A 12,894-nucleotide genomic window follows, 5' to 3' on the forward strand; every position below is an offset into this window, starting at 1 on the left:
CCGGACCGCCTATCTATCGCCCCCGGAGAAAGAGCTTGTCCAGGTCACCCATGCCTAGCTGGGTCCAGGTCGGACGCCCGTGATTGCACTGACCACTGCGCTCGGTGTGCTCCATATCCCGCAACAGGCCGTTCATTTCCGGTACGGTAAGGCGTCGGTTTGCACGTACCGCACCGTGACATGCCATGGTGCCAAGCAATTCATTGAGGTGTGCCTGAATGCGGTCGCTGGTGCCATATTCAAGCAGGTCCGCCAGCACATCCTGTACCAGCCGGGTCGCCTCGGCCTGTTTGAGCAAGGACGGAATCTGGCGGATCGCCAAGCTTTCCGGGCCCAATCGCTGCAACTCGAAGCCCAGCCTCTGAAACCACTGGGCATGCTCTTCAGCACAATCTGCTTCGCGCTGGCTGACGGCGATCGATTCGGGAACCAGCAGCGGCTGGCCACGCAGCCCTTCGCTGGCCATCGCGGTTTTCAGGCGCTCATACATGATTCGCTCATGGGCGGCGTGCATATCCACCAGCACAAGCCCTTGAGCATTTTCCGAGAGGATATAGATGCCCTTGAGTTGGGCCAGCGCATAGCCAAGCGGCGGCACATCGTCCTGGCTTTCCGGCAGCGCCGCAGCACTGGGCTCCGCCAGTGGCGAAAAGAACTCCCGATAGGCGCCCTGCGCCTCTGCAAGGTTGCCGACCGGCATCGGCCGAGGCGCCTGATAACCGGCGCCGGCTCCGCGCCAGGCAGGCTGCTCTGCTTGTGGCTGTTCCAGCACATTGGCAGCAAGGCTCATTTCGTTCTGCCCGGCGAACTCTCCGGCATCGCGACCGGAGACCTTGGTTACCGGCGCCACACTCGCTGGCGCGGCAAGCTGATCCTCCGGACGCACATCACCGAGCGCGCGGTGCAAGGTGCCGTACAGGAAATCGTGCACCATGCGATTGTCGCGAAATCGCACCTCGTGCTTGGTCGGATGAACGTTGACATCCACTACCGCCGGGTCGACATCCAGAAACAACACGAAGGTCGGGTGTCGACCATTGAACAGGACGTCGCGGTAAGCCTGGCGCACCGCATGCGCGACCAGCTTGTCGCGCACCATGCGTCCATTCACATAGAAATACTGCAGATCCGCCTGGCTACGGGAGAACGTAGGCAGCCCGACCCATCCCCAGAGATGCAGGCCGCTACGCTCGATCTCGACCGGCAACGCCTGTTCAAGAAAGGCCGGACCGCAGACCGATGCGACGCGGCGCGCCCTGGATGTCGGGTCATTGGCCGGATGCAGCGCAAGAACCACCTTGCCGTTGTGCCGAAGGTGAAAGGCCACATCGAACCGCGCCAGAGCCAGCCGTTTGATCACTTCTTGCAGGTGATCGAATTCGGTCTTTTCGGTACGCAGAAACTTGCGCCGCGCCGGCGTATTGAAGAACAGGTCGCGCACTTCCACTGAAGTACCGACCGGATGCGCTGCGGGCTGAACGCGAGCCTCCATGTCCCGGCCCTCGGTTTCGACCTGCCACGCCTCGGCTGCCTCGGCCGTACGGGAGGTCAAGGTCAACCGAGAAACCGAACTGATCGACGCCAGCGCCTCACCGCGAAAACCCAGGCTCATCACGCGCTCGAGGTCTTCTAGGTCCCGGATCTTGCTGGTCGCGTGCCGAGCCAGCGCCAGCGCCAGATCGTCGGCAGGTATACCACAGCCATCATCACGCACCCGCAGCAGCTTGATGCCACCTTGTTCGACGTCCACCTCGATCCGGGTCGCCCCGGAATCGAGGCTATTCTCCAGCAACTCCTTGATCACCGAAGCGGGTCGTTCAACCACCTCACCGGCGGCAATCTGGTTCGCCAGCCGCGGACTGAGCAGCTGGATGCGAGCGGCCTCGATCATGGCTGCGAGGCCAGCGTGGTAGCGGGGATATTCAGTGTCTGGCCAACCTTGATCACATCGCTTTTCAAACTGTTGGCACTGCGCAAGGCAGGCAGACTGATCTGATAGCGCTGAGCAAGCAGCGCCAGGCTTTCGCCTGAACGAACGACATGCTCGCGCGCCGCGCTGGCAATCTTGCCGGAGTCGCGCATCCACGCGACATAGGTGCCGGGCGGCGGGTTTTCATGGAAGAACTGTCGCACGCCGCTGTGGATTGAACGCGCCAGGGCCTGCTGATGGGAAGCAGTCTGCAGTTTTCGCGCCTCAGACGGATTGGAAATGAACCCGGTTTCTACCAGGATCGACGGAATATCCGGTGATTTCAGCACCATGAACCCGGCCTGCTCCACACGTCGCTTGTGCAACGGCGTGATGCGACCCATGTTACTCAGCACCTTCTGCCCGACGTTAAGACTGGAAGACAACGACGCGGTCATCGACAGATCCAGCAGCACGCCGGCAAGCATCTGGTCCTTGTCGCCCAGGCTGACATTGCCGGCACCGCCGATCAGGTCCGAACGGTTTTCACTGTCCGCCAGCCAACGTGCAGTTTCCGACGTCGCACCGCGATCCGACAAAGCAAACACCGACGCGCCGTAGGCCGAAGACCGTGGCGCCGCATCGGCATGAATGGACACGAACAGATCTGCACCCTTCTTACGGGCGATCTCGGTGCGCTTGCGCAAGGGAATAAAGTAGTCACCGGTGCGCACCAGCTCGGCGCGGAAGCCTTTATCGGTATTGATCTGGCGCTGCAGTTCCTTGGCCAGCGCCAGCACCACGGTTTTCTCGTAGATCTTGCCAGGACCGATGGCGCCGGGGTCTTCTCCGCCGTGCCCGGCGTCGATCGCAACAACGATATCGCGTTTGCTGCTTGGCAACGGGGGCAGCTTGATCGCTGGCAGTGTTGGCGATATCGGGGCAGTTGGCGAACTCGGCGTGGTAGTTGCCGGGACGTTTGCAGTGGACGCCGCGGCCGCATCGGCAGCATTGTCGAACAGATCGACCACCAGCCGATGGCCGTACTGCTGGTTCGGCGTGAGCGTAAAGCTCTTTGGCGAAACCTCGGCGCTCAGGTCGATGACCACTCGCAAGGTGTCCGCGTCGTATTTCGCCGCGCGGAGCCCGGAGATGGGCGTATTCTGCAGTGGCAACTGATCGAATGGCTTGGCCAGATTGGCGCCGTCGACGTCGATGACGATGCGATCCGGAGCCGTCAGGGTGAATACCTTGTGCTGGACCGGGCCGGACAGGTCAAAGACCAACCGTGTGTTGTCAGGCGCTCGCCATAGACGCACGCTCTGAACGTCGGAAGCCGCAAGAACCTGCATGGCCGCGAACATCAATGCCAAACCACTAACCAGCGCGCGCATGCGCATACCCAACCCCATGATGTTCATTGATTGCCGACGGTCAGGATGGAACACCAGCCTTCACCGCGCTCGCCATGTGGCGTCAGGCGCAGCATACGACCGGCCCCGTGCGGCGTAATGGTAATGTCCAGGTCAGCCTTTGGCAAAACGCCGGCGCCACGCTCTGGCCACTCTACCAGGCACAGAGCGTCCCCTTCGAAATAGTCGCGAATGCCGAGAAATTCCAGCTCTTCAGGATCGACCAGACGATAGAGGTCGAAATGGAACACCTGGGCAGCCGGGGTCTCATAAGGTTCGACCAAGGTAAAGGTCGGGCTCTTGACCTTGCCTTCATGCCCCAGCCCGCGGATCAACCCCCGCGACAGCGTGGTCTTGCCGGCGCCAAGGTCACCGTGGAGGTAAATCACACCCCGACCGCCGGTCGCCTGGGCGATGCGCGCCCCCAGCAACAGCATGGCGTCCTCGTCGGCAGCCAACAACGTTACGGCAGACATGGTGAATGCTCCTCGAGCAACTGACGGACCATCGGAATCAGATCGGCGGCAACCAGCCCGCGCCCCTCGGCACCAAGACGCTCACCTGCCACCGCATGCAACCAGACCGCAAGGCAGGCCGCGTCGAAAGGCGCCAGCCTCTGCGCCAGCAATGCACCAGCAACCCCCGCTAAGACATCGCCGAGGCCCGCGCTGGCCATGGATGAATGCCCGCGATCACACAGCGCCATCCTGCCATCATGATCGGCAATCAGGGTTCCGGCGCCCTTGAGCAATACGGCGCAACCGAAGCGAGTAGCCAGAGCACGCGCGGCGGCGGGTCGATCGGCCTGCACATCAGCCACGGAAATATTCAGCAGCCGCGCCGCCTCTCCAGGATGCGGCGTGAGCAGACAATCACCTGGCAACTCGACCGCACCTGTCGCCAGCAGATTCAACGCATCAGCATCCCACACCTGCGGAACGCGACATTGCGGTGCCAGCGACAGCAAGCTGCGGCCCCACGGGGCCTGCCCCAGACCGGGCCCAATGACCAGCACATCGGCGCGTTGGGTCAACGCCGTCAATGCATAGGTGGATTCGACGCCGCTGCACATGATTTCCGGACGCCGCACCAGCGAAGCGGTGACATGCTCGGGACGCGTCGCCAGGGTCACCATGCCGGCACCGCAGCGCAGCGCGGCTTCGGCACTGAGCAACGCGGCGCCGCCAGTGCCGAGGTCGCCACCGATGACCAGCACCTGACCAAAACTTCCTTTGTGAGCAGTGGGTGAGCGGGGCGCGAGTGTCGGCAAGCTCGCCTCGCACAAGCGCAAGGCGGACGGCTCCATCTGAGCGACAATCTCCGCATCGGCCTGCAGGTCATCGAATACCAGCGATCCGATTCGATCAGGCCCCTGGCCAGTAAACAGACCGAGTTTCAGCCCGATAAAAGTCACGGTCAGCTCGGCCCGCACAACGTTGCCAAGCAAATTACCTGTGTCGGCACACAACCCCGACGGCAGATCAACAGCGAGGATCGGTAGCGAACTCTCGTTCATCGCGCGTATGGCGCTTGCATAGGGCTCACGCACTTCACCGGTAATGCCGGTACCGAGCAGCGCATCGACCAGCACGCCCTGCAATGTCGCACCGGCTGTCCAGGGCGTGACGTTGACGCCAGCGGCCTGGGCTTCAGCAAAGGCCTGAACGGCATCGCCCTGCAGTTGCTGCGGATCGCCCACGGCCAATACCCTGACCTGACGACCGGCACGCTGCGCCAACGCCGCAATTAGATAGCCATCCCCGGCATTATTACCCCGGCCAGCAAGCACGCTGATCTCGCCTGCATCAGGCCAGCGGCGCCTTAATGCACGCCACGCCGCATGGGCGGCACGCTGCATCAGTTCGTAACCTGGGGTCCCGGCCGCGATCAACCGAGCATCGAGCTCACGCACTTGAGCGGCAGAGTAAAGCGAGATGGGGAGCGTATCGGTGGTCTGGGACATGAATCACCCGAGCGAATATCTGGCAGAATTATACGCATGCGCCTGTCCTACCGCGCCTGGCGCAGCGGCGGCGGATTGATAGAAAAGATTGCCGCCTCAGCGCCCGCCACACAGTCGCTTCAACGGCTGGCGGTGCGTTAAACCGAAACATCAGGCACGCGCCCTAACACTGCCGTCCCACCCGACGACTTCAAGCCATGACCAGCTCCCACCTCGACCCAGCCGCACTTGCCGACTCCATCAGGGAGTGGGGCCGCGAGCTCGGCTTCCAGCAAGTCGGCATCACTGGTGTTGACCTGGGCGAGCACGAAGCGCACCTCGAACGCTGGCTGGCGGCCGGCTATCACGGGGAGATGGACTATATGGCTGCCCACGGCAGCAAACGTTCCCACCCGGAGCAACTGTTACCGGGCACACTGCGAGTCGTGTCGTTGCGCATGGACTACCTGCCTGGCGACACGCGCATGGTCGAGCAACTGGCGCATCCGGAAAAGGCCTACGTGTCTCGCTACGCGTTGGGCCGCGACTATCACAAGCTGATCCGCAAGCGCTTGCAACAGCTGGCCGAGCGCATTCAGCAGATGATCGGGCCGTTCGGCTTCCGTGCCTTCGTTGACAGCGCACCGGTGCTGGAAAAGGCCGTGGCGCAACAGGCCGGCCTTGGCTGGATCGGCAAGAATACCCTGGTGCTCAATCGCAAAGCCGGCAGCTGGTTCTTCCTTGGCGAACTATTCGTCGACATTGCCCTGCCGGTCGACGAACCCACCGCCCGCGACCACTGTGGGAGCTGCCATGCCTGCCTGGACATCTGCCCGACCGAGGCCTTCGTCGGCGAACGCGTGCTGGATGCGCGAAAATGTATCTCCTACCTGACCATCGAACTGAAAGGTCCGATCCCCGTCGAGCTGCGCTCGAAAATCGGCAACCGCGTGTTCGGATGCGATGACTGCCAGATCGTCTGCCCCTGGAACCGCTTCGCCAAACCGACCCAGCAGACCGACTTCCAGCCCCGCCACAGCTTGGACAATGCCGAACTGGCCACGCTGTTTCGCTGGACAGAAGACGAATTTCTCAGCCGCACCGAGGGCTCGCCGCTGCGGCGGACGGGCTATCAGAACTGGTTACGCAACCTGGCCGTTGGGCTCGGCAACGCTCCGTCCAGCATTCCTGTACTGGAAGCGCTGCAGGCGCGCCGCGATGACCCCTCGGAGCTGGTGCGCGAACATGTCCAATGGGCGTTGGGACAGCATGAAAAACAACGCTCTTCGTCTGCCTCAAATAGCGGGAACTAAGGGCGCATCGGCTCTGCCGAGGCGCTGATTGAAGCAGCACTCAAGCTGAGTAACTCTTCACCTTCCAGCGTTTCCTGCTGCAGTAGCCTGCTCGCGCTGCGCTCGAGCAGCTCCCGTCGTGCCTCAAGTAGCGCCAGGCTGCGCTGAAAAGCGGACTGAACAAGCTCCTGCACCTCCTCATCGATCGCTGTGGCAGTACTTTCCGAGTAATCATGCTGCGGCTTGAGGCCGAGCATCGCTTCGTTGCCCAAAAAGGAATTGGGCTCGCGCTCCAATGCCATATGGCCGAGGCGCCGGGACATGCCGTAGCGGGTGACCATGGCTCGGGCAATGTCGGTGACCTTGGCCAGGTCGTCCGCCGCACCGGTGGACAGGTGGGCAAACACCAACCACTCCGCTGCACGGCCGCCGAGCAGTACCGCCATCTTGTTTTCCAGCTCTTCGCGGGTCATCAGGAAGCGATCTTCGATGGGTCGCTGGATGGTATAGCCCAGCGCGCCCATGCCACGGGGAATGATCGATACCTTGTGCACCGGGTCGACGCCCGGCAGTGCCATGGCGACCAGCGCGTGGCCCATTTCGTGATACGCGACAATCTCGCGCTCACGTGGGTTGAGCAGCCGATTGCGCTTCTCCAGACCGGCGACGATGCGCTCGATGGCGGCGGTGAAATCTTCCATACCCACCGCCTCGGCGTGACGCCGGGTCGCCAGTAGCGTCGCCTCGTTGACCAGGTTGGCCAGGTCGGCACCGGTGAATCCAGGCGTCAACGCAGCGATAGCCTGGGGATCGACATCAGCGTCGAGCCTGGCTTTTTTCAAGTGCACGTTGAGAATCTGTACCCGCCCGACTTTGTCCGGGCGATCGACCAACACCTGACGGTCGAACCGGCCAGCGCGGAGCAGGGCCGGATCGAGAATCTCCGGCCGGTTGGTGGCGGCCAGCAAGACCAGTCCGCTGGAGGTATCGAAGCCGTCCATCTCGACCAGCAATTGGTTGAGCGTCTGCTCCTTCTCATCGTGCCCGCCGGACAGCGGCCCGGCGCCACGGGCGCGACCGAGGGCGTCCAGTTCGTCAATGAAGATGATCGCCGGTGCCTGGGCACGGGCCTGCTCGAACAGGTCACGCACCCGCGCGGCACCCACCCCGACAAAGATCTCGACAAACTCGGAGCCAGAAATGGAGAAGAACGGCACCTTTGCCTCGCCCGCCACGGCCCGCGCCAACAACGTCTTGCCGGTGCCGGGTGGGCCGACCAGCAGCACGCCCTTGGGCATGCGTCCGCCGAGGCGGCCGTAGGCCTGAGGATCACGCAGGAACTCGATAATTTCCTTGAGTTCGTCCTTGGCCTCGTCGACGCCGGCCACATCAGCGAAGCTAACCTTCATGTCAGTCTCGACGTAGACCCGCGCTTTGCTCTTGCCGATCTGCATCATGCCGCCGCCAAGGCCACCGCTCATGCGGCGCAGCAGAAACAGCCAGATGCCAAAGAACAGCGCCGCCGGAACGACCCACGACAGCAGGTCGCGCACCAGTGTGCTTTCCACCCTGCCGGTGTAGCGCACCGGATATTGCTGCAGGTGCTCGGCCAGCTGGGGCTCGACGCGGTTACTGACGAAGCGTCTTTGCCCGCTGGGCAACGGCTCCTTGAAGATGCCTTCGATACGCCGCTCGGTGATCGCCAGCTCGTCGATGCGCCCCTCCTTAAGGTGCTGCTCGAACTCGCTGTAGGGGATCGTCGCCACTTCCTGCTGTGCCGTCAGCAGGTATTGAATGCCGAGAAACGCCAGGACGGCGATAAACCAGTAACTCACGTGAAACTGAGCTTGTTCTTTCACCCTTTCCTCCTGGTCCTGACCACCATGAGCAACATGTCGCGGATACGTTGACTATGGCCCTTTCCGTGGCCCCACGCTGGACCTGGATCAGTAACAGGCCAAGCAGTGTCGCCTCAGAACGTTTCAGAGACCGCCGCTGACGCCAAGCCCAACACCTAATACGGCAGCGAGGGCAAAGGGCAACAACAGCGTGTCCAGCAACACGCTGGCCGGTAGGTCAAGCGCCGCATGCCTGGGCGCCCTGGCACCAAAGCGGTCCAACGGGCAGCAACCGCCGTTGAGGCTGTACCAGTCCAGGCGAGTGCCGGAATAGACGATGGGTGCGCCGGGTTTGGCGGCATCCAGGGTGCGCACTGTGGCGCAGCTGGAGAGCAGCAGGCCAGTCAGAAATATCGAGCAGAGCCGCATGACAGATCGTTTCATAGCCGGTCCTCGTCAGTAGTCACGGCATGGAGACGGTGCCTCTGCCCCGATGCGCAGCCGCACTCAGTCGTCACTGACGATATGGTGCTCGCCCCAGCGCGGCAGCATGTCCTGCGGAATGTTGAGCAGGTTGAGGATGCGCGCGACGATGAAATCCACCAGATCATCAATGGTCTGCGGCTGATGATAGAAGCCCGGTGACGCCGGCAGGATGGTTACGCCTAGATTGGACAGCTTGAGCATGTTCTCGAGATGAATGCTCGAGTACGGCGCCTCACGCGGCACCAGGATCAGCTGTCGGCGTTCCTTAAGGGCAACATCCGCTGCTCGCTCGATCAGATTGTTGCAGGCTCCGGTGGCGATGGCCGACAAGGTGCCGGTCGAGCACGGCACCACCACCATCGCCGTCGGCGCGCCGGAGCCGGACGCCGGCGGTGCCATCCAGTCTTCCTTGGCAAAGACGCGGATCTGCCCCGCCGCCGCGCCGGTGTATTCCGAAAGAAACGCCTGCATGGCTTGCGGTTTGGCCGGCAGCACCACGTCGGTCTCGGTGGCCATCACCAGTTGCGCCGCCTTGGAGATGAGGAAATGCACCTCGCGGTCTTCCTGAATCAGGCAATCCAGCAGGCGCAGGCCATATTGCGCGCCAGAGGCGCCGGTCATGGCGAGGGTGATGCGTTCCGGTCCGTTCATATATATCTGTTCCCTTTGCCGCTTGGTCGTGTTCCGGGGAGCTGAAGCCCACCCTACCTGCCCTCGCGCATGGAAAAGCCTTCGGCGATTTTCACCCCACCCACGGTCATCGTAGGGTGGAAAACCGCGAAGCGTTTTTCACCGTTACATGGTGTTGGCGCTTTCGGCCGCAACCTTACGCGTGGAAAAGCCTTCGGCGTTTTCCACCCTACGCCAGTGCGGCGGCCAGTTTGACGTGCAGCCCACCAAAGCCGCCATTGCTCATCACCACCACCTGCGTTCCCGGCGTGGCGTCGGCCCTGACCTTGGCGATGATGGCTTCCAGCGAATCGCACACGGTCGTCTCGACCGGCGAACCGGCGACCGTTGATGCCAGGTCCCAGCCGAGCGTCGGCGGCGCGTACCAGATAGCCTGATCCGCCAGCGCCACCGAGTCAGCCAAGCCTTCGCGGTGCGCGCCGAGTTTCATGGAGTTGGAACGTGGCTCGATCACCGCGATGATCGGCGCATCGCCCACCCGCTTACGCAGGCCATCGAGGGTAGTGGCGATGGCAGTTGGGTGATGCGCGAAGTCGTCGTAAAGGGTCACACCGTTGACCTCGGCGACTTTTTCCATGCGCCGCTTGACGCTACGGAACTCGCTCAGCGCCTCGGCGCCCTGCTTCGGCAGCACGCCGACATGCCGCGCCGCCGCCAGGGTCGCCAATGCATTGTTGACGTTGTGCTGGCCGGTCAGCGCCCAGTCGACCACGCCCTGCACGACGCCTTCGAATACGACTTCAAACCGCGAGCCGTCGGCACTCAGCAGATTGGCCTGCCACTGCCCGCCTTCACCGGTGGTCTGCACCGGCGTCCAGCAGCCCATGTCGATGACACGCTTGAGTGCTGCGTCGGACTGCGGATGGATGACCAAGCCTTCACCCGGAACGGTGCGCACCAGATGATGAAATTGCCGTTCGATGGAGGCGAGGTCCGGGAAAATATCGGCGTGGTCGAACTCAAGGTTGTTGAGGATGGCCGTGCGCGGACGGTAGTGTACGAATTTGCTGCGCTTGTCGAAGAAGGCGCTGTCGTACTCGTCCGCTTCGACCACGAAAAACGGCGTGCCACCCAGGCGCGCGGAGATGCCGAAATTCTGTGGCACCCCGCCGATGAGAAAGCCCGGGCTCATACCGGCATGTTCCAGCACCCAGGCGAGCATGCTGCTGGTGGTGGTCTTGCCATGGGTGCCTGCCGCGGCCAGCACCCAGCGCCCCTGCAGCACGTGATCGGCCAGCCATTGCGGGCCTGAGACGTACGGCAATCCTTTGTTCAGCGTGTATTCGACCGCCGGGTTCCCGCGCTTCATTGCGTTGCCGATCACCACCAGATCCGGTGCGGGCTCAAGCTGGCTGGGCTCGTAGCCTTGAGTCAGCTCGATGCCCTGAGCTTCCAACTGAGTGCTCATGGGGGGATAGACATTGGCGTCCGAACCGGTGACACGATGGCCAAGTTCCTTGGCAAGCACCGCCAGCGAGCCCATGAAGGTGCCGCAGATGCCGAGAATATGAATATGCATGAATGACCTCTGAAAAGCGCCGCGCCGGGCAATCGGATCAGGCGGCACAGCCACGCCTGTCGGCGCCGAAAACTGCGGCGCAGATTAGCACAGCGCTCGCGCGGCCATGCCCGACCAGCGCTACGCCGCACGTCGCCTCGCCAACCGACGAACGGACTTTGTTCTACGCTGGATGACAGCAGTCCCAACACAATTACAAGCCCCGGAGACTCACCATGCGTTACGCCCATCCCGGCAGCGAAGGCGCTGTCGTTTCCTTCAAGTCCCGTTACGGCAACTTCATCAACGGCGAGTTCGTCGAGCCGGCCAACGGTCAGTACTTCACCAACCTGTCCCCGGTTAACGGCCAACCTATCGCCGAGTTTCCGCGCTCCGACGCCGCCGACATCGAAAAAGCGCTGGACGCCGCCCACGCCGCCGCCGAGGCCTGGGGCAAGACCAGCGTGCAGGCACGTTCGCTGATCCTGCTGCAGATCGCCGACCGCATTGAGCAAAACCTCGAGATGCTCGCCATCACCGAGACCTGGGACAACGGTAAGGCGGTGCGTGAAACCCTGAACGCGGACATTCCGCTCGCCGCTGACCACTTCCGCTACTTCGCCGGTTGCATCCGCGCCCAGGAGGGCACCGCCGCCGAGATCGACGAGCACACCGCCGCCTATCATTTTCATGAGCCGTTGGGCGTGGTCGGGCAGATCATCCCCTGGAACTTCCCGATTCTGATGGCCGCCTGGAAGCTCGCCCCGGCGCTGGCCGCGGGCAACTGCGTGGTGTTGAAGCCGGCCGAGCAAACACCGCTGGGCATCGCCGTGCTGATGGAAGTCATCGGTGATCTGCTGCCACCGGGCGTGCTCAACGTCGTGCAGGGTTACGGCCGTGAGGCTGGCGAAGCCCTGGCGAGCAGCAAACGTATCGCCAAGATCGCCTTCACCGGCTCGACGCCGGTCGGCTCGCACATCATGAAACGCGCCGCCGAAGCCATCATTCCGAGCACCGTCGAGCTGGGCGGAAAGAGCCCGAACATTTATTTCGAAGACATCATGCAAGCCGAGCCGACTTTCATCGAGAAAGCCGCGGAGGGTCTGGTGCTGGGCTTTTTCAACCAGGGCGAAGTCTGCACCTGCCCGTCGCGGGCGCTGGTGCAAGAGTCGATCTACGGGCCGTTCATGGAAGCGGTGATGAAGAAGGTCGCGCAGATCAAGCGCGGCGACCCGCTGGACACCGACACCATGGTCGGTGCCCAGGCCAGTCAGCAGCAGTTCGACAAGATCATGTCCTACCTGGACATCGCCAAACAGGAAGGCGCCGAGGTGCTCACCGGTGGAGCGGCTGAAAAGCTGGAAGGCTCTCTCGCCACCGGCTACTACATCCAGCCAACGCTGCTCAAGGGCACCAACAAGATGCGCGTCTTCCAGGAGGAAATCTTCGGCCCGGTGATCGGGGTTACCACCTTCAAGGACGAGGCCGAGGCGCTGGCCATCGCCAACGACACTGAATACGGCCTCGGCGCGGGCGTCTGGACCCGCGACATCAACCGCGCCTACCGCATGGGCCGGGCGATCAAGGCCGGTCGCGTCTGGACCAATTGCTACCACCTCTACCCCGCGCATGCGGCGTTTGGCGGCTACAAGAAGTCCGGCGTCGGTCGCGAAACCCACAAGATGATCCTCGACAGCTACCAGCAGACCAAGAACCTGCTGATCAGCTACGACATCAACCCGCTAGGGTTCTTCTAGGCCATAACCGCTAGCCCAGAAAGAGTGCCCGCCCGCGCCACAAGGCGTCGGGCTGGTGCGTCCGTGGCTG

General features: G+C 62.7%; 10 protein-coding genes. 2 read left to right on the plus strand and 8 right to left on the minus strand.

Annotation, left to right across the window (positions count from 1 at the left end):
- Window positions 1–13: 13 nt before the first annotated feature.
- Genes mutL through AAGW23_RS18900 form a run of 4 tightly spaced genes read right to left on the minus strand, consistent with a single transcriptional unit; the run spans window position 14 to window position 5,284 of the window.
- Complete coding sequence (mutL, locus tag AAGW23_RS18885) at window positions 14–1,891, minus strand: DNA mismatch repair endonuclease MutL (RefSeq protein WP_342407839.1); 1,878 nt, start codon at window positions 1,889–1,891, stop codon at window positions 14–16.
- Window positions 1,888–3,309, minus strand: coding sequence for an N-acetylmuramoyl-L-alanine amidase (locus AAGW23_RS18890; RefSeq protein ID WP_342407863.1), 1,422 nt, complete (start codon window positions 3,307–3,309; stop codon window positions 1,888–1,890). The genes mutL and AAGW23_RS18890 overlap by 4 nt, the downstream gene beginning before the upstream one ends.
- A 17-nt stretch (window positions 3,310–3,326) precedes the next feature.
- Complete coding sequence (gene tsaE, locus AAGW23_RS18895; RefSeq protein ID WP_342407840.1) at window positions 3,327–3,797, minus strand: tRNA (adenosine(37)-N6)-threonylcarbamoyltransferase complex ATPase subunit type 1 TsaE; 471 nt, start codon at window positions 3,795–3,797, stop codon at window positions 3,327–3,329.
- On the minus strand, window positions 3,785–5,284 hold the full coding sequence (locus AAGW23_RS18900) for an NAD(P)H-hydrate dehydratase (protein ID WP_342407841.1): 1,500 nt from the start codon (window positions 5,282–5,284) through the stop codon (window positions 3,785–3,787). Before AAGW23_RS18900 ends, tsaE begins: the two co-directional genes overlap by 13 nt.
- A gap of 197 nt (window positions 5,285–5,481) precedes the next feature.
- Here AAGW23_RS18900 and queG point away from each other — a divergent pair, with 197 nt between their 5' ends.
- Complete coding sequence (queG, locus tag AAGW23_RS18905; RefSeq protein WP_342407842.1) at window positions 5,482–6,576, plus strand: tRNA epoxyqueuosine(34) reductase QueG; 1,095 nt, start codon at window positions 5,482–5,484, stop codon at window positions 6,574–6,576.
- On the opposite strand, the gene ftsH is transcribed toward queG, so the two are convergent.
- From ftsH to mpl, 4 genes are all read right to left on the minus strand, one after another.
- A complete protein-coding gene (ftsH, locus tag AAGW23_RS18910; protein WP_342407843.1) occupies window positions 6,573–8,414 on the minus strand; it encodes an ATP-dependent zinc metalloprotease FtsH in 1,842 nt (613 codons plus the stop codon). The genes queG and ftsH overlap by 4 nt on opposite strands.
- A gap of 123 nt (window positions 8,415–8,537) precedes the next feature.
- Entirely contained in the window at window positions 8,538–8,837 is a 300-nt protein-coding gene (locus AAGW23_RS18915; RefSeq protein ID WP_342407844.1) for a YceK/YidQ family lipoprotein, read from the minus strand.
- Window positions 8,838–8,900: 63 nt separating this feature from the next.
- A complete protein-coding gene (gene ubiX / locus AAGW23_RS18920) occupies window positions 8,901–9,530 on the minus strand; it encodes a flavin prenyltransferase UbiX (RefSeq protein ID WP_342407845.1) in 630 nt (209 codons plus the stop codon).
- Window positions 9,531–9,738: 208 nt separating this feature from the next.
- Entirely contained in the window at window positions 9,739–11,088 is a 1,350-nt protein-coding gene (mpl, locus tag AAGW23_RS18925) for a UDP-N-acetylmuramate:L-alanyl-gamma-D-glutamyl-meso-diaminopimelate ligase (RefSeq protein WP_342407846.1), read from the minus strand.
- A 215-nt stretch (window positions 11,089–11,303) separates the two neighbouring features.
- Between mpl and exaC the strand changes: the two genes are divergently transcribed.
- The gene (exaC, locus tag AAGW23_RS18930; RefSeq protein ID WP_342407847.1) at window positions 11,304–12,824 is read left to right on the plus strand and encodes an acetaldehyde dehydrogenase ExaC; all 1,521 of its coding nucleotides are present in this window, start codon (window positions 11,304–11,306) and stop codon (window positions 12,822–12,824) included.
- The last annotated feature ends 70 nt before the right edge of the window (window positions 12,825–12,894 follow it).

Origin of the sequence: Stutzerimonas chloritidismutans (assembly GCF_038562055.1) — a bacterium.
In the GTDB taxonomy this organism is placed as follows: Bacteria; Pseudomonadota; Gammaproteobacteria; order Pseudomonadales; family Pseudomonadaceae; genus Stutzerimonas; species Stutzerimonas chloritidismutans_A.

What these genes read in the sequence shown, in the direction of transcription:
- mutL (WP_342407839.1), bottom strand. Translation starts at nt 1,891, where the DNA reads ATGATCGAGGCCGCTCGCATCCAGCTGCTCAGTCCGCGGCTGGCGAAC.
- AAGW23_RS18890 (WP_342407863.1), bottom strand. Translation starts at nt 3,309, where the DNA reads ATGCGCATGCGCGCGCTGGTTAGTGGTTTGGCATTGATGTTCGCGGCC.
- tsaE (WP_342407840.1), bottom strand. Translation starts at nt 3,797, where the DNA reads ATGTCTGCCGTAACGTTGTTGGCTGCCGACGAGGACGCCATGCTGTTG.
- AAGW23_RS18900 (WP_342407841.1), bottom strand. Translation starts at nt 5,284, where the DNA reads ATGTCCCAGACCACCGATACGCTCCCCATCTCGCTTTACTCTGCCGCT.
- queG (WP_342407842.1), top strand. Translation starts at nt 5,482, where the DNA reads ATGACCAGCTCCCACCTCGACCCAGCCGCACTTGCCGACTCCATCAGG.
- AAGW23_RS18915 (WP_342407844.1), bottom strand. Translation starts at nt 8,837, where the DNA reads ATGAAACGATCTGTCATGCGGCTCTGCTCGATATTTCTGACTGGCCTG.
- ubiX (WP_342407845.1), bottom strand. Translation starts at nt 9,530, where the DNA reads ATGAACGGACCGGAACGCATCACCCTCGCCATGACCGGCGCCTCTGGC.
- mpl (WP_342407846.1), bottom strand. Translation starts at nt 11,088, where the DNA reads ATGCATATTCATATTCTCGGCATCTGCGGCACCTTCATGGGCTCGCTG.
- exaC (WP_342407847.1), top strand. Translation starts at nt 11,304, where the DNA reads ATGCGTTACGCCCATCCCGGCAGCGAAGGCGCTGTCGTTTCCTTCAAG.